Origin of the sequence: Acidovorax sp. M14, assembly GCF_049331375.1 — a bacterium.
GTDB lineage: Bacteria > Pseudomonadota > Gammaproteobacteria > Burkholderiales > Burkholderiaceae_C > Acidovorax.
This window is the reverse complement of the sequence record NZ_CP186263.1, coordinates 1086291-1102786: the sequence shown is the minus strand read 5'-3', so window position 1 is coordinate 1102786 and position 16496 is coordinate 1086291. Positions and strand designations below refer to the sequence as shown.

At 65.0% G+C, this 16496-nt stretch carries 14 protein-coding genes; 9 read left to right on the top strand and 5 right to left on the bottom strand.

The window, feature by feature from the left end:
• Nucleotides 1-66: 66 nt before the first annotated feature.
• The 3 genes from ACOYR4_RS05145 to serA all read right to left on the bottom strand — a co-directional run bounded on the left by ACOYR4_RS05145 (nt 67) and on the right by serA (nt 5740).
• On the bottom strand, nt 67-498 hold the full coding sequence (locus ACOYR4_RS05145; protein ID WP_422848844.1) for an HIT family protein: 432 nt from the start codon (nt 496-498) through the stop codon (nt 67-69).
• Nucleotides 498-4412, bottom strand: a complete 3915-nt coding sequence (locus tag ACOYR4_RS05140) for a DUF3683 domain-containing protein (protein WP_422848843.1) — start codon at nt 4410-4412, stop codon at nt 498-500. Before ACOYR4_RS05140 ends, ACOYR4_RS05145 begins: the two co-directional genes overlap by 1 nt.
• A gap of 98 nt (nt 4413-4510) precedes the next feature.
• Nucleotides 4511-5740 carry a phosphoglycerate dehydrogenase gene (gene serA, locus ACOYR4_RS05135; protein ID WP_422848842.1) on the bottom strand — a complete coding sequence of 410 codons (1230 nt, stop codon included), beginning with the start codon at nt 5738-5740 and terminating at the stop codon, nt 4511-4513.
• Between the two features lie 300 nt (nt 5741-6040).
• Here serA and ugpB point away from each other — a divergent pair, with 300 nt between their 5' ends.
• The 6 genes from ugpB to ugpQ all read left to right on the top strand — a co-directional run bounded on the left by ugpB (nt 6041) and on the right by ugpQ (nt 11412).
• Nucleotides 6041-7354: a sn-glycerol-3-phosphate ABC transporter substrate-binding protein UgpB gene (ugpB, locus tag ACOYR4_RS05130; protein WP_110959697.1), complete on the top strand. Its 1314-nt coding sequence runs from the start codon at nt 6041-6043 to the stop codon at nt 7352-7354.
• Nucleotides 7355-7474: 120 nt separating this feature from the next.
• Nucleotides 7475-8356, top strand: coding sequence for a sn-glycerol-3-phosphate ABC transporter permease UgpA (gene ugpA, locus ACOYR4_RS05125; protein ID WP_422848841.1), 882 nt, complete (start codon nt 7475-7477; stop codon nt 8354-8356).
• 1 nt (nt 8357) lies between these two features.
• A complete protein-coding gene (ugpE, locus tag ACOYR4_RS05120; protein WP_015012735.1) occupies nt 8358-9209 on the top strand; it encodes a sn-glycerol-3-phosphate ABC transporter permease UgpE in 852 nt (283 codons plus the stop codon).
• A 61-nt stretch (nt 9210-9270) separates the two neighbouring features.
• Complete coding sequence (locus ACOYR4_RS05115) at nt 9271-10281, top strand: sn-glycerol-3-phosphate import ATP-binding protein UgpC (RefSeq protein WP_015012734.1); 1011 nt, start codon at nt 9271-9273, stop codon at nt 10279-10281.
• Nucleotides 10250-10654 carry a VOC family protein gene (locus ACOYR4_RS05110; protein ID WP_310227385.1) on the top strand — a complete coding sequence of 135 codons (405 nt, stop codon included), beginning with the start codon at nt 10250-10252 and terminating at the stop codon, nt 10652-10654. Before ACOYR4_RS05115 ends, ACOYR4_RS05110 begins: the two co-directional genes overlap by 32 nt.
• Nucleotides 10651-11412: a glycerophosphodiester phosphodiesterase gene (gene ugpQ, locus ACOYR4_RS05105; RefSeq protein WP_422848840.1), complete on the top strand. Its 762-nt coding sequence runs from the start codon at nt 10651-10653 to the stop codon at nt 11410-11412. The genes ACOYR4_RS05110 and ugpQ overlap by 4 nt, the downstream gene beginning before the upstream one ends.
• A 115-nt stretch (nt 11413-11527) precedes the next feature.
• Here ugpQ and ACOYR4_RS05100 read toward each other — a convergent pair whose 3' ends face one another.
• On the bottom strand, nt 11528-12496 hold the full coding sequence (locus ACOYR4_RS05100) for a Bug family tripartite tricarboxylate transporter substrate binding protein (RefSeq protein WP_209817587.1): 969 nt from the start codon (nt 12494-12496) through the stop codon (nt 11528-11530).
• 172 nt (nt 12497-12668) lie between these two features.
• Nucleotides 12669-12947 (bottom strand): hypothetical protein, encoded by a 279-nt coding sequence (locus ACOYR4_RS05095; RefSeq protein WP_309826357.1) that lies wholly within the window; start codon nt 12945-12947, stop codon nt 12669-12671.
• 72 nt (nt 12948-13019) lie between these two features.
• Here ACOYR4_RS05095 and hemA point away from each other — a divergent pair, with 72 nt between their 5' ends.
• From hemA to prmC, 3 genes are all read left to right on the top strand, one after another.
• Nucleotides 13020-14339 carry a glutamyl-tRNA reductase gene (gene hemA / locus ACOYR4_RS05090; protein WP_422848839.1) on the top strand — a complete coding sequence of 440 codons (1320 nt, stop codon included), beginning with the start codon at nt 13020-13022 and terminating at the stop codon, nt 14337-14339.
• A 113-nt stretch (nt 14340-14452) separates the two neighbouring features.
• Nucleotides 14453-15541: a peptide chain release factor 1 gene (gene prfA, locus ACOYR4_RS05085; protein ID WP_422848838.1), complete on the top strand. Its 1089-nt coding sequence runs from the start codon at nt 14453-14455 to the stop codon at nt 15539-15541.
• A 72-nt stretch (nt 15542-15613) separates the two neighbouring features.
• The gene (prmC, locus tag ACOYR4_RS05080; RefSeq protein WP_422848837.1) at nt 15614-16468 is read left to right on the top strand and encodes a peptide chain release factor N(5)-glutamine methyltransferase; all 855 of its coding nucleotides are present in this window, start codon (nt 15614-15616) and stop codon (nt 16466-16468) included.
• Nucleotides 16469-16496: the final 28 nt, after the last annotated feature.

Genomic DNA, 16496 nt, shown 5'->3' with positions numbered 1-16496 from the left:
GAAAACTGTTGTCAGAAACGACGGCTGCCATTGTCCCACCCGCCCCGGCACAAGCTGCCAGCAAGGTTACCGGGCGGCCCACTGCGCCAGCTGAGACTGCAGCTGAGCCTCCAGCGCGGGCAACAGGGCCCGCACGGCGGCCTCTTGCTCGGCCGGGCTGGGCCGCTGCGCAGCGGCCCATACCGGGGCCGGGAAGTGGCTGTCCCAGTCAAACCGCGCAATCACGTGCCAGTGCAGGTGCGGCACCATGTTGCCCAGGGCCGCGATGTTGACCTTGGTGGGCGCCAGGTGCTGGCGCAGGGCTTGCTCCACCAGCGTCACCGCCTCCATGCAGTGCACGCGGTCGGCGGCAGTCAGGTCCGAGAACTCAGCCACGTGCACGTTCCACACCACGCGGTAGAAGGCGGGGAAACCCACCTCCTGCGCGCGGATGACACGCAGGCGCTCGCCACGCCAGACCAATGCGCCGCCGTCTTCAGCGCACAAGGGGCAGGCCATCAGACCAGCACCCGCTCAATGCCGCCGTTGTTGGCACGGTGTACGTACTCGGGCATCCAGTTCTCGCCCAGAATCTCGCGCGCCATCTCGACCACGATGTAGTCGGCTTCGAGCAGGCCGTTGTTCAGGTCGCCTTCGTAGCGGTTCAGGCCCTGCAGGCAGCTAGGGCAGCTGGTGAGGATCTTCACGTTGTCCTGGGCACCCACTGCACCGCTCTCGCGCAGCTTGGCCTCGCCTTTGCGGATTTCTTCTTCCTTGCGGAAGCGCACCTGCGTGGACACGTCGGGCCGAGTCACACCCAGCGTGCCCGACTCGCCGCAGCAGCGGTCGCTCTTGAGCACCTGTTCACCCACCAGCGCCTTCACCGTCTTCATCGAGTCCTGCTGCTTCATGGGGTTGTGGCAGGGCTCGTGGTACAGGTAGGCGCCCTTGCCTTGCAGCTGGATGCCCTTTTCGAGCAGGTACTCGTGGATGTCGATGATGCGGCTGCCCGGGAAGATCTTGTCGAACTCGTAGCCCTGCAGCTGGTCGTAGCAGGTGCCGCAGCTCACCACCACGGTCTTGATGTCCAGGTAGTTGAGTGTGTTGGCCACGCGGTGGAAGAGCACGCGGTTGTCCGTGATCATCTTCTCGGCCTTGTCGAACTGGCCGGAGCCGCGCTGGGGGTAGCCGCAGCACAGGTAGCCCGGCGGCAACACCGTCTGCACGCCCGCGTGCCACAACATGGCCTGGGTTGCCAGGCCCACCTGCGAGAACAGGCGCTCTGACCCGCAGCCCGGGAAGTAGAACACCGCCTCCGTCTCGGCCGTGGTGGCCTGCGGGTTGCGGATGATCGGCACGTAGTCCTTGTCTTCGATGTCGAGCAGCGCACGCGCCGTCTTCTTGGGCAGGCCGCCGGGCAGCTTCTTGTTGATGAAGTGGATCACCTGCTCCTTGATCGGAGCCGTGCCCACCGTGGCCGGCGGCTTGGCCGTCTGCTTGCGGCCCACCTTGCGCAGCAGGTCCACCGCCATGCGCTGGACCTTGAAGCCCACGTCCACCATGGCCGAGCGCATCAGCTTGATGGTGTCGGGGTTGGTGGCGTTGAGCATGGTCATCGCCAACGCGTTGCCGGGGCGGAAGGTCTTCTTGCCCATCTTGCGCAGCAGGTTGCGCATGTTCATGGTGACGTCGCCGAAGTCGATCTTCACCGGGCAAGGGCTCTCGCACTTGTGGCACACCGTGCAGTGGTCGGCCACGTCCTCAAACTCCTGCCAGTGCTTGATGCTCACGCCCCGGCGGGTCTGCTCTTCGTACAAAAAAGCCTCGACCAGCAGCGAGGTGGCCAGGATCTTGTTGCGCGGGCTGTAGAGCAAATTGGCGCGCGGCACGTGCGTGGAGCACACGGGCTTGCACTTGCCGCAGCGCAGGCAGTCCTTGACCGAATCGGCAATGGCGCCGATGTCGCTCTGCTGCATGATCAGCGACTCGTGGCCCATCAGCCCGAAGCTGGGCGTGTAGGCGTTGGTCAGATCAGCATGCAGCGCAGGTTCTGAGGCCAAATCGGCACCAAGCGCCAGTGAAACATGCCCTGATTGCTCCTGATTTCGGAGCAATTTACCTTTATTGAAGCGGCCTTCCGGGTCCACCTTGCGCTTGTATTCGGCAAAGGGACGCAACTCGTCGTCGGTTAAGAACTCCAGCTTGGTGATGCCAATGCCGTGTTCGCCCGAGATCACGCCGTTGAGACTGCGCGCCAGCACCATGATGCGCGCCACGGCCTCGTGCGCCGTCTGCAGCATCTCGTAGTCGTCGCTGTTGACGGGGATGTTGGTGTGCACGTTGCCGTCGCCCGCATGCATGTGCAACGCCACCCACACGCGGCCCTTGAGCACGCGCTTGTGGATGGCCACGGCCTCGTCCAGGATGGGCTTGAACGCCGCACCGGTGAAGATGCCTTGCAGCGGCGCACGCAGCTGGGTCTTCCAGCTGGCACGCAGCGTGTGGTCCTGCAGCTGGGGGAACAGGGTTTCCACATCGTGCAGCCAGCCCTGCCACAGGGCGCGCACCTCTTCGACCAGGGCGATGGCCTGGGCCACGCGGTCTTGCAGAAGCTCGGGCGAAGGCACCTCGTCGTCGGCGTCGTGCTTGCCCAGGGGCAGGTTGCCACGCTCGAAGAACTCGGTCAGCGCGTCGCACAGCTTGAGCTTGTTGCGCAGGCTCAGTTCGATGTTGATGCGCTCGATGCCGTCGGTGTACTCGGCCATGCGTGGCAGCGGGATCACCACGTCTTCGTTGATCTTGAAGGCGTTGGTGTGGCGGCTGATGGCCGCCGTCTTCTTGCGGTCGGCCCAGAACTTCTTGCGCGCATCGGCTGTGATGGCCACGAAGCCTTCGCCGCTGCGGGTGTTGGCCAGGCGCACGACCTCGCTGGTCACGCGGGCCACGTCATCGGCGTTGTCACCGGCAATGTCGCCAATCAGCACCATCTTGGGCAGGCCGCCGTTGCCCTTCTTGCTCTTGGTGGCGTAGCCCACAGCCTTCAGGTAGCGGTCATCCAGATGCTCCAGGCCCGCCAGCAGCACGCCACTGCGCTTTTGCTCGGCGAACATGAAGTCCTTGATCTCGACGATGCTGGGCACGGCGTCCTTGGCGTTGCCGAAGAACTCCAGGCATACGGTGCGCGTGTGCTCGGGCATGCGGTGCACCACCCAGCGCGCGCTGGTGATGAGGCCGTCGCAGCCTTCCTTCTGGATGCCGGGCAGGCCCGCCAGGAACTTGTCCGTCACGTCCTTGCCCAGGCCTTCCTTGCGGAAGGTGCGGCCCGGAATTTCAAGCCGCTCGGTGCGCACGGGCGTCTTGCCATCGGCCTCGAAGTACTGCAGCTCGAAGGTGGCGACCTCTACGTCATGGATCTTGCCCATGTTGTGGTCCAGGCGGGTCACCTCCAGCCACTGGGCGTCGGGCGTGACCATGCGCCAACTGGCCAGGTTGTCCAGCGCAGTGCCCCACAGCACGGCCTTTTTGCCGCCTGCGTTCATGGCGATGTTGCCGCCAATGCACGATGCCTCGGCACTGGTCGGGTCCACCGCAAACACAAAGCCCGCGCGCTCAGCCGCATCGGCCACGCGCTGGGTGACCACACCGGCTTCAGTCCACACCGTGCCCACCTCGCGGTCCAGGCCCGGCAGGCGGCGCATCTCCACCTCGGTCATGGCTTCGAGCTTTTCGGTGTTGATGACCACGCTCTTCCACGTCAGCGGGATCGCGCCGCCGGTGTAGCCGGTGCCGCCCCCACGGGGAATGATGGTCAGGCCCAGTTCGATACAGCCCTTGACCAGGCCCGCCATCTCTGCCTCGGTGTCGGGCGTGAGCACCACAAAGGGGTACTCGACGCGCCAGTCGGTCGCATCGGTCACGTGGGACACGCGCGAGAGGCCGTCGAACTTGATGTTGTCCTTGGCCGTGAGGCGGCCCAGGGTTTTCTGGATCTGGCGGCGCAGCTGCGCGGCCTGCTCGAAGGTGGCGTTGAACTCGGCCACCGCACGGCGCGCGGCGACGACCAGCTCGCCCACGAGGCGGTCGCGGTCGGCGTCGTCGGCGGGGGTGCGGCGCTTTTCAATCTCGGCCAGCCGATGGTTCAGCGCATCGACCAGCAGCTTGCGGCGGCCGGGGTTGTCCAGCAGGTCGTCCTGCAGGTAGGGGTTGCGTTGCACCACCCAGATATCGCCCAGCACCTCATACAGCATGCGAGCCGAGCGGCCCGTGCGGCGCTCTTTGCGCAGTTGGTCCAGCACCTCCCAGGAGGCGGAGCCCAGCAGCCGGATCACGATCTCCCGGTCGGAGAACGAGGTGTAGTTATAGGGAATTTCTCGCAGTCGGGCAGGCTCAGCGGCCTGCGTCTGCAAGGCCGCCAGCGCGATCGGTACATTCATGGGGGTCTACCTGGGGTGGGGGCGCGATTTTAAGCCACCGGCCTATGGCTTGCCGTGCCAGGGCTGCCCGGCCGAGCCGAAGCAGCCCTGCCAGAGCCTCAGAACAGCACGCGGCTGCGCAGGGTGCCACTCACCCGGGCCAGCTTGTCCAGCGCCAGGTCGGACGAGGCAGCGTCGATGTCGATCACCACATAGCCGATCTTCTCGTTGGTCTGCAGGTACTGGGCCGAGACATTGATGGCGTTGTCCGAGAAGATGCGGTTGATCTCGGACAGCACGCCCGGCACGTTGCGGTGGATGTGCAGCAAACGGTGCTTGCCGGGGTGGGCCGGCAGCGCCACCTCGGGGAAGTTGACCGACGAGGTGCTGGTGCCGTTGTCGCTGTACTTCACCAGCTTCTCGGCCACTTCCAGGCCGATGTTGGCCTGCGCCTCCATGGTGGAGCCACCGATGTGCGGGGTCAGGATCACGTTGTCCAGCCCGCGCAGGGGCGATACAAACTCATCCTTGTTGGTGCGCGGCTCGACCGGGAATACGTCGATGGCAGCGCCCAGCAGCTTCTTGGCCTGGAGGGCCGCAGCCAGCGCCTCAATATCCACCACCGTGCCGCGCGCGGCGTTGATGAGGATGCCGCCGGGTTTCATGGCAGCGATCTCGGCGGCGCCGATCATGCCCTCGGTGGACGGCAGCTCGGGCACGTGCAGGCTCACGATGTCGCTCTGGCCCAGCAGGTCGTGCAGGTGCTGCACCTGCCGCGCATTGCCCAGGGGCAGCTTGTTGACCACATCAAAGAAGGCCACGTGCATGCCCAGCGCCTCGGCCAGCACCGACAGCTGCGTGCCAATGGAGCCATAACCCACGATGCCCAGGGTCTTGCCGCGGATCTCGTAGGCGTTGTCGGCGCTCTTGAGCCAGCCGCCCCGATGCGCCACGGCGTTCTTCTCGGGCACCCCGCGCAGCAGCAGGATGGCCTCGGCCAGCACCAGCTCGGCCACAGAGCGGGTGTTGGAGTAAGGCGCGTTGAACACCGCAATGCCCCGCTCACGCGCGGCGTTCAGGTCCACCTGATTGGTGCCAATACAAAAGCAGCCCACAGCCACCAGCTTGTGGGCCTGGGCCAACACCTCTTCCGTGAGCTGGGTGCGCGAACGGATGCCCACAAAGTGCACATCGGCGATCTTGCGCTTGAGTTCCTCGTCCGGCAGCGCACCGGACACCGTCTCGATCTGCGTATAGCCCGCCGCCCGGATCACATCCACTGCGGAGGAGTGGATGCCTTCGAGCAGCAGAAACTTGATCTTGTTCTTGTCGAGCGAATTGGTGGCCATGGCGATGAAGGAGAAGGGGTGAAAGAAGGAAACGTCCGGCGCGCGACGGCGCGAACGAACCGAGGGTGCCCACGCAGGTGAACAGTCACCAGCATGGTGCATTGCACAAAACCTTGCAAGCCTCGGCAAATGCGCCACACCTTGTCACAAAAAGGTCACAATCGCACCCCTCACGGGTAACCCAAGGGGTTTCCCCGGTTGATGCATGCCGCGAGGTCATGCGACAACGACATATCAATGTCACAAAGGCTGCATAGCATCCGGCCCTTGTGCTTTTCGTCATCCTCGGAGGAAATATTCATGAAAACGAAGCTTCTGGCGGTCTGTGCTGCTGTTGCCATGTCGGTCTGCGTGCCTGCACAAGCGCAGGCTCCCATTGAGATCCAATGGTGGCACTCGATGAGTGCAGCGCTGGGCGACTGGGTCAATGACCTGGCCAAGCAATACAACGCCAGCCAGACCCAGTACAAGGTGGTTCCCACGTACAAGGGCCAGTATGACGAATCGATGACCGGCGCCATCGCCGCCTTCCGCGCCGGCAATGCCCCCCACATCCTGCAGGTGTTTGAAGTGGGCACCGCCACCATGATGGCCAGCAAGGGCGCCATCGTGCCTGCGGCCAAGGTGCTGAACGACGCAGGCTTCAAGTTTGAGCCCACCGAATACGTGTCCGCAGTGGCCGGTTACTACACCGCCCCCAACGGCCAGATGCTGAGCTACCCGCTCAACAGCTCCACCACCATCTTCTATTACAACAAGGACGCCTTCAAGAAGGCCGGCCTGGACGCCGACAAGCCGCCCAAGACCTGGCCCGAAGTGTTCGCTGCTGCCTCCAAGCTGAAGGCCAGCGGCCACAGCTGCCCCTTCACCACCAGCTGGGTGAGCTGGACGCAGCTGGAGAGCTTCTCGCTGTGGCACAACACTCTGTTCGCATCGAAGAACAACGGCTTTGATGGCAACGACGCCCAGCTGCAGATCAACACCCCCCTGCACGTGCGCCACTTCGAGAACCTGGCCAAGGCCTCCAAGGAAGGCAGCTTCGTCTACAAGGGCCGCAACAACACCGCCGATGCATCCTTCCCCTCCGGTGAATGCGCCATGATCACCGGCTCGTCGGGCCTGTACGCCCGCGTGGCCAAGGAAGCCAAGTTTGCCTACGGCATCTCCACCCTGCCCTACTACCCTGACGTGAAGGGTGCCCCCCAGAACACCGCCATCGGTGGTGCCAGCCTGTGGGTGATGGCCGGCAAGAAGCCCGAGGAATACAAGGGCGTGGCCAGCTTCCTGAACTTCCTGAACGACACCAAGGTGCAGGCCGCCAGCCACCAGCGCACGGGCTACCTGCCTGTGACCATGGGCGCGTACAAGCTCACCGAAGCCTCCGGTTTCTATGACAAGAACCCCGGCACCGATGTGGCCGTGACGCAGATGATCCGCAAGGCCACCGACAAGTCGCGCGGCATCCGCCTGGGCAACTTCGTGCAGATCCGCACGATCATCGACGAGGAAACCGAACAAATTTGGTCGGGCAAGAAGTCGCCCAAGGAAGCCCTGGACACCGCTGTGACCCGTGGCAACGAACAACTGGCCCGCTTCGCACGCGCCAACAAGTAAGTACGGTCCACCATCTGTCGGTGTTACCCCGCCCCACAGCAGGGTGACATCGAAAGCCCGCCGCCCCGTCAACCAGCATGGTTCACGGGGCGGCGGGGTTTTCTTTTTGAGAGTTTCGTCATGGAAAAACGCGTACTTTTCCGCTCTGCATGGCTGCCCTGGGTGCTTCTGGCGCCGCAGCTTGTCATCATCAGCGTGTTCTTCTTCTGGCCCGCAGGCCAAGCCCTGGTGCAGTCGTTCCAGATGCAGGACAGCTTTGGCATGTCCACCGAATGGGTGGGGCTGGACAACTTCAAGGCCCTGTTCGAGGACCCAGGCTACCTGGCATCCTTCAAGACCACGGCCTTCTTTTCGATCCTGGTGGCAGTGGTGGGCATTGGCCTGTCGCTGATCCTCGCGATCTTTGCCGACCGCATCATCAAGGGCGCCATCGTCTACAAGACCGCCCTGCTGCTGCCCTACGCCGTGGCCCCTGCAGTGGCCGGTGTGCTGTGGATGTTCATGTTCTCCCCCTCGCTGGGTGTGGTGGCGTACATGCTGCGCCAGTCGGGCTTTGACTGGAACCACATGCTCAACTCCGACCACGCGATGACGCTGATCGTGATTGCTGCAGTGTGGAAGCAGATCTCCTACAACTTCCAGTTTTTCCTCGCAGGCCTGCAGTCCATCCCCAAGTCGCTGATCGAAGCTGCCGCCATCGACGGCGCCGGCCCCTGGCGCCGGTTCTGGAGCATCCAGTTCCCGCTGCTTTCGCCCACGACGTTCTTCCTGCTGGTGATCAACGTCGTGTATGCGTTCTTCGACACCTTTGCCATCGTGGACTCCACCACGCAAGGCGGCCCCGGGCGCGACACCTCCATCCTGGTCTACAAGGTCTACCACGACGGTTTCAAGGCCATGGACATGGGCGGCTCGGCCGCGCAGTCGGTGGTGCTGATGGCCATCGTCGTGGTGCTGACGGTCATCCAATTCCGCTACGTCGAGAAGAAAGTGCAGTACTGAAATGGTTGAACGCAGTCCCTACCTCACCGCGTTCTCGCACCTCATCATGGTGCTGGGCGTGATCATCGTCGGCTTCCCGCTGTACCTGGCCTTCGTGGCCTCCACGCACACGGCGCAGGACATCGTGCAGGTGCCCATGCCCATGGTGCCCGGCAGCAACTTCTGGCAGACCTACCACGATGCGCTGTTTGGCGGCGGCTCAGGCCCAGGCTCCAGCGCCCCCGTGGCCCGCATGATGTGGGTGAGTTTCATCACCGCCATCGTCATCACCCTGGGCAAGATCGCCATCTCGCTGCTGTCGGCGTTTGCCATCGTGTACTTCCGCTTCCCCTTCAAGGGCATATGCTTCTGGCTGATCTTCATCACACTGATGCTGCCGGTGGAAGTGCGCATCGGGCCCACCTACCAGGTCGTTTCCAACCTGGGCATGCTCAACACCTACGCGGGCCTGACCGTGCCGCTGATCGCCTCGGCCACTGCCACCTTCCTGTTCCGGCAGTTCTTCCTGACGGTGCCCGATGAGCTGGTGGAGGCCGCGCGGGTGGACGGCGCCGGCCCCATGCGCTTCTTCAAGGACATCCTGGTGCCGCTGTCGCGCACCTCGATTGCCGCGCTGTTCGTGATCCAGTTCATCTACGGCTGGAACCAGTATCTCTGGCCCCTGCTGGTGACCACCTCCGAGGACATGTACCCCGTGGTGATCGGCATCAAGCGCATGCTGGCCGGCGGCGACGCGGGCAACGAGTGGAACATCGTGATGGCCACGGCCCTGCTGGCCATGCTGCCGCCCGCCTTTGTGGTAGTGGTGATGCAGCGCTGGTTCGTCAAAGGCCTGGTGGATACCGAAAAATAAGAGAAAACCCCTGCAAGCGCTTGTTCAATAAGCCCCTGTAGCTATCAAATTCATTGCACATATGGCATCCCTCTCTCTTCGCAACATCGTCAAGCGCTACGGCGTGGGCCCCAAGGCCAACCAGGTCATCCACGGCGTGAACGCCGAGATCAAGGACGGCGAATTCGTCGTCATCGTCGGTCCCTCGGGCTGCGGCAAGTCCACCCTGCTGCGCATGGTGGCGGGCCTGGAAGAAATCTCCGGCGGCGAACTGCGCATCGGCGACCGCGTGGTCAACGACCTGGAACCCGCCCAGCGCGACATCGCCATGGTGTTCCAGAACTACGCGCTGTACCCGCACATGACGAACTACGAGAACATGGCCTACGGCCTGAAGATCGCCAAGGTGCCCAAGGAAGAAATCCAGCGCCGCGTGGACAAGGCCGCCAAGATCCTCGAACTCTCGCACCTGCTGGAGCGCAAGCCGCGCGAACTGTCGGGCGGCCAGCGCCAGCGCGTGGCCATGGGCCGCGCCATCGTGCGCCAGCCGCAAGTCTTCTTGTTTGACGAGCCGCTGTCCAACCTGGACGCCAAGCTGCGCGCCCAGACCCGCCTGGAGATCCAGAAGCTGCACCGCGAGCTGGGCATCACCAGCCTGTTCGTGACGCACGACCAGGTCGAGGCCATGACGTTGGCCCAGCGCATGATCGTGATGAACGCGGGCAACATGGAACAGTTCGGCACGCCCGAAGAGGTCTACCACACGCCCGCCTCCACCTTCGTGGCCAGCTTCATCGGCTCGCCTCCCATGAACCTGCTCAAGAACGCCCCGGGCGCCAAGCCGGGCACCATCCTCGGCATCCGCCCCGAGCATCTGGACGTGGGCAGCGAGGGCTGGGCGGTCACGGTCGAAACCGTGGAGCTGCTGGGCGCCGAGCGCCTGATCTACGGCCGCCTCAACGGCGAGCAGATCATCGTGCGCGTGGAGGAAGGCACCCACGCGCCGCAGCCCGACGCGGTGATCCATGTGCTGCCGCGCCCCGACCGCCTGCATGCGTTCGATGCCACCACGGGCAAACGCATCCCCGGCTGAGCCTGTGCAGCCGGGTGAAGCCGTCCGCGCCGGGCAAGGCATTCTCGCCACCGTGCCGGTGCTGGCCTCGCTGCACCTGGCGGAAACCCGGCAGTTCTACGTCGAACGGCTGGGCTTCACCGCGCTGCTGGAGATGGACCACTACCTGATCCTGCAGCGCGACGGGTGCGAACTGCACTTCTGGCACTGCACCGAGCGCCACATTGCAGAAAACACCTCGTGCTACGTGCGTGCAGACACTGACTTGCTGCACGCGGATTTCACGGCACGGGGCCTGCAACTGGCGCCCCCTACCGTCCAGCCCTGGGGCATGAAGGAGATGTTCGTCATCGACCCCCACGGCAACCTGCTGAAATTTGGTGAACCCGCATGAGCGCACCCTCGTCCCCCCTCGTCCCGTGGCCCTACCCCCGCTGGATCGCCCACCGCGGCGCTGGCAAGCTGGCCCCTGAAAACACCCTGGCCGCGTTCCGGCTGGGCGCCCAGTACGGCTACCGCATGTTCGAGTGCGACGCCAAGCTGAGTGCCGACGGCGTGCCCTTTCTGATGCACGACGCCACGCTGGAGCGCACGACCAACCGCCACGGCACCGGCGGCGACCGGCCCTGGGCCGAGCTCGCCCAGCTGGACGCCGGCGGCTGGCACTCTCGCAGCTACGCGGGCGAACCCCTGCCCACGCTGGAGAACCTGGCGCGCTACTGCATCGCCAACGGTTTTTTCCTGAACATCGAGATCAAGCCCACGCCGGGGCAGGAAGAAGTGACTGGCCGCGTGGTAGGTGAATACGCCGCACGGCTGTGGCAAGGCCAGCCTGTGCCGCCCCTGTTCTCGTCATTCAAGCCCGAGGCACTGGCCGGTGCCATGGCCACCGCCCCACAGATACCCCGCGCGCTGCTCATCGACGCGCTGTGGGACGGGTGTTTTGACAAAGCCCAGGCGCTCGGCTGCGTGGCCATCGTGTGCAACCACGCGCTGTGGGATCAGGCCCTGGTAGCCCAAGTGCACGGCATGGGCATGCGTACGCTGAGCTATACGGTGAATGACGACTGGGCAGCGCAGCGCCTCATCGCGCTGGGGACTGACGGCATCATCACCGACCGAGTGGATTTTTTCTCGCCTGCCAAGCCATAGGGCACCACTTCAGCAAAACACCCCCCCTCCCAATCCAGCGGCCACCGTGGGCCGGCCTCACCGGGCCACCGGTGGCGTCCCCCTTCAGGGGGAAGGCGCTTAGCGCCTCAGGGGGTCAATCCATCTTCGCGCCGGACTTCTTGACGGCATCCGCCCAGCGCGGCATCTCGGCGGCCAGGAACTTGGCAAAGTCGTCCGCGCCCAGAAACGCCGGGTCTGCGCCCTGGCTCACCATGCGGTTGCGCACGTCGGGCATCTGCAGCACCTGGCCAAAGGCGTCACTGAGCTTGTTGACCACGTCCTTGGGCGTGCCTGCAGGCGCCAGAAAACCGTAGAAGCCCACCACCTCAAAGCCTTTGATACCGCTCTCGATCACCGTGGGCACCTCGGGCAGCGCGGGGTTGCGCTCCTTGCTGGTCACGGCCAGGGCGCGCACCTTGCCTTGCTTGTGGTACGACGCAGCCTGCGGAATGCTCTCGGCCATGAACTGCACCTGCCCGCCCATGAGGTCGGTGAACGCGGGCGCGCTGCCCCGGTAGGGGATGTGCACCATGAATAGGCCCGTGGCCGTCTTGAACATCTCAGGCACCAGGTGGCTGATGCCGCCATTGCCCGCCGAGCCAAAGTTGACCTGACCGGGCCGCGACTTGGCATAGGCCATGAACTCCTGCAGGTTCTTCGCGGGCACGCTGGGGTTGACCAGCAAGGCCAGCGGCTGCATGGCCGTGCGCGCCACGGGCACAAAGTCCTTCAGGGTCGCGTAGGGCAGGCGGCTGTACAGGGCGGGGTTGATGACCATCACCCCCGTGTTGGCGAGCATGATGGTGTGGCCGTCCGGGGGCGCTCTCATGACCTCCTGTGCGCCTACGGTGCCACCGGCACCGGCCTTGTAATCCATCACCACGGGTTGGCCCAGCACGGTCTGCAGCTTGTCGGACAGTAGGCGCGCATGCTGGTCCAGCGGCCCGCCGGCGGGGAAGCCCACCACGATACGAACCGGCTTGGACGGAAACGCCTGCGCATGCACGGCGGCAGACAAGGCCAGGCCTGCGGCCAGGGTGATGCAGGTACGCAGCAGCTTCATGGGGTTGTCTCCAGCTTTGGTTATGGGTGTGAGGGATGCTTGCCGCCTCCGCCGACGCGGACCATGGCGGCCGCATGGGAAGATGCAAAGAGGCTATCAGACGCCAGGGCGCGGCAGCCCTCCAGAGCACCCCTCGAAAACCCTCAAAACATGTGAAGGCTTGCTGAAAGCTTCAGGCCTTCCAGCCCCGCACCAGCACCCACTGGCAGGTGGCGCAGGCCACGACCAGCGCGGCATAGGTGAGCATCTTGCCGTCGCGCCCCCACAGCACCAGCCCTGCAGCGAGCACCGCCACCCCCACGGCAAACAGAATCGCCCCACGCAGCCACACCGACATCGCAGAGGCGCTGCGCGAGCCCACCAGGCGGCCCGAAAGCACCAGCACGAGCGCCACAGCGGCAGCGGGTGCAACAAAGTTGAGGAGGTGGTTGGCGATGTCCAGCGGACCCATGGAATTGACCCAAATCAAGGCTTGAACAAGCAAGGCCGCCTGTTCGGGCCAACAATTTTATAATTGCAGCTTATGGCAGTCTGGGCCCTCGGCATCAACCACACCACCGCGCCGCTCGATCTGCGTGGCCGGTTTGCGTTTGCGCTCGACCAGATTGCGCCCACATTGCAGGGTTTGCGCCAGTCGCTGGGCAGTAACACCCGGCACCCCGGCGTGGAAACCGCCATCATTTCCACCTGCAACCGCACCGAGATTTACTGCGCGGCCGAGGCGCCGGCCATGGACCACACACTGGGCTGGTTGGCCCAAAGCGGTGGCGTGAGCCCCGCGCTACTGCGCTCGCACTCCTACACGCTGGAAGACAGCCTCGTCGCACGCCACGCATTCCGCGTGGCCAGCGGCCTCGATTCCATGGTGCTGGGCGAGGCCCAGATTCTGGGGCAGATGAAAGACGCGGTGCGCGCTGCGGAGACAGCTGGCGCCCTGGGCACCACGCTCAACCAGCTGTTCCAGCGCAGCTTTGCCGTGGCCAAGGAGGTGCGTACCAGCACCGAGATTGGCGCACACAGCATCAGCATGGCCGCCGCCGCCGTGCGCCTGGCCAGCCAGCTGTTTGAAGACCTCTCCAAGATCCGTGTGCTGTTTGTGGGCGCGGGCGAGATGATCCAGCTGTGCGCCACGCACTTCGCCGCCAAGAACCCCAAGGCCATCGCCATTGCCAACCGCACGCTGGAGCGTGGCGAAAAGCTCGCCACCCGCTTTGGCGGCGAAGTGATGCGCCTGGCCGATCTGCCCGAGCGCCTGCACGAGTTCGACGCCGTCATCAGCTGCACCGCCAGCAGCCTGCCCATCATCGGCCTGGGCGCTGTGGAGCGCGCGCTTAAGAAGCGCCGCCACCGCCCCATCTTCATGGTGGACCTGGCTGTGCCGCGTGACATCGAGCCCGAGGTGAAAGCCCTGGGCGACGTCTACCTGTACACCGTGGACGACCTGGCCACCGTAGTGCAGACCGCGCAGGCCAACCGTCAGGCCGCCGTGGCGCAGGCCGAGGCCATCATCGATGCCGGTGTGCAGAGCTTCATGCACTGGATGGAGTTGCGCAGCCCCGCGGCTGCCGAGGGCGGCGTGGTGCCGCTGATCCAGCAGCTCAACGCCCAGACGGACGAATGGCGCGCGCTGGAAATCGCCCGCGCCAAGAAGCTGCTGGCCAAGGGCGAGGACGTGGACGCCGTACTCGAAGCCCTCTCGCGCGGCCTCACACAAAAGATGCTGCACGGCACCCTGGCCGAGCTGCGCGCGGGCGATGCCGAGATGCGCGCCCAGACGGCCCAGACCGTCTCGCGCCTTTTCCTGCGCTCGCAAAGCAAGACCCCCCACAACAACGGCCTGTAGCGGCACTCGCCCGCTCCACAGCCGTTCCGATTTGAGTCAAATCGGCACCAAGCGCATGACATATATGCGCAACCAGCTACTAAATCTGTAGCGAATCATTTTCCCAGAATTCCATGAAACCCTTTCTCCGAAGCCAGCTGGAGCGCTACGCACAACGCCTGGGCGAACTCGACTTTCTGCTCTCGCGCGAAGACATCATGAGCGACATGGCGCAGTACCGGCGCATCTCCGTCGAACATGCCGAAGTCACGCAGGTCGCAGGCCGCTACGCCCGCTACCAGCAGCGCGAGGCCGACCTGGCGGGCGCGCGCGAGATGCTGGCCGACCCCGACATGGCCGAGATGGCACAGGAAGAAATCACCAGCGCCGAGGCCGAGCTGGTGCAGCTGGAGGATGAACTGCAGCGCCTGCTGCTGCCCAAGGACCCCGACGACGCGCGCAATGCCTTCGTCGAAATCCGCGCGGGCACGGGCGGTGACGAATCCGCCCTGTTCGCCGCCGACCTGACCCGCATGTACACCCGCTATGCCGCCACCCAGGGCTGGAAGGTGGAGGTGATGAGCGCCAACGAAAGCGAGCTGGGCGGCTACAAGGAAATCGTGCTGCGCGTGGAGGGCGACCACGTGTACGGCGCACTCAAGTTCGAATCCGGCGGCCACCGCGTGCAGCGTGTGCCCGCCACCGAAACGCAAGGCCGCATCCACACCAGCGCCTGCACCGTGGCCGTGATGCCCGAGCCCGACGAGCACCAGGCCATCACGCTGAACCCGGCGGACCTGCGCATCGACACCTTCCGCGCCAGCGGCGCGGGCGGCCAGCACATCAACAAGACCGACTCTGCCGTGCGCGTGGTGCACTTGCCCACCGGCATCGTGGCCGAATGCCAGGACGGCCGCAGCCAGCACAGCAACAAGGCCAAGGCGCTGCAGGTGCTGCAGGCCCGCATCCAGGAGAAAGAGCGCAGCGAACGCGCCGCCAAAGAAGCCGCGCTGCGCAAGGGCCTGATCGGCAGCGGCGACCGCAGCGACCGCATCCGCACCTACAACTTCCCGCAGGGGCGCCTGACCGACCACCGCATCAACCTCACGCTGTACAAGCTGCTGGCCGTGATGGAAGGCGACCTGGGCGATGTGCTGCAGGCCCTGCAGCATGCCCGCGAGGCCGAGCAGCTGGAAGAGCTGGAGATGGGCGCCACCGGGTGAGCCAGGCCAGAATTTGAGAAAAATTGGCTGGTAGCGCTAGATTCATATGCCTGAACAGCTATCAAAACAATAGTGAACCATACCACCTCTCCCACCCTCGCCCAGGCTTTGGCGCAGGCCCACACCCTGGGCCTGGCGCGCATCGACGCGCAACTGCTGCTGCTGCACGCCGTGGGTCGCCCGGACGCAGGCCGCGCCTGGCTGCTGGCGCACGACACCGACGCCATGGACGAAGCCGTGCACGCCCAGTTCATCGCCCTGTGTCAGCGCCGTTTGGCGGGCGAGCCGGTGGCCTACCTCACGGGCCTCAAGGAGTTCTACGGCCTGCCGCTGCAGGTGGACGCGCGCGTGCTGGACCCGCGCCCGGACACCGAAACCCTGGTGGACTGGGCGCTGGAGGTGATCGCCCCGCTGGCATCGCCCCGCGTGGTGGACCTGGGCACCGGCAGCGGTGCCATTGCCCTGGCGCTGCAAAGCCAGCGCACCGACGCCCAGGTGCTGGCGGTGGATGCCAGTACCGATGCGCTGGCCGTGGCGCAGGCGAATGCCGAGCGACTGGGCCTGCCCGTGCAGTTCCAGCCAGCCAACTGGCTGGCGGCCGTGGAGGGCCCCTTCGATGCCATCGTCTCCAACCCGCCCTACATCCCCAGCGCCGACCCGCACCTGGCCGCGCTGACGCACGAGCCACTGCAGGCCCTGGCCAGCGGCGCAGACGGCCTCGACGACATCCGCACCATCGTTGCCCAGGCGCCCGCCCACCTGCAGCACGGCGGCTGGCTGCTGCTGGAGCATGGCTATGACCAGGCACAAGCCGTGCAGGCGCTGCTGGCCGCCCAGGGCTTTGCCCAGGTACAAAGCCGCAATGACCTCGCTGGCATTGCGCGTTGCACGGGCGGGCAGTGGCCTGCGGCACAGACAGTGAAATAATCCCACCCATCGCGGGCTCCTAGCCTCT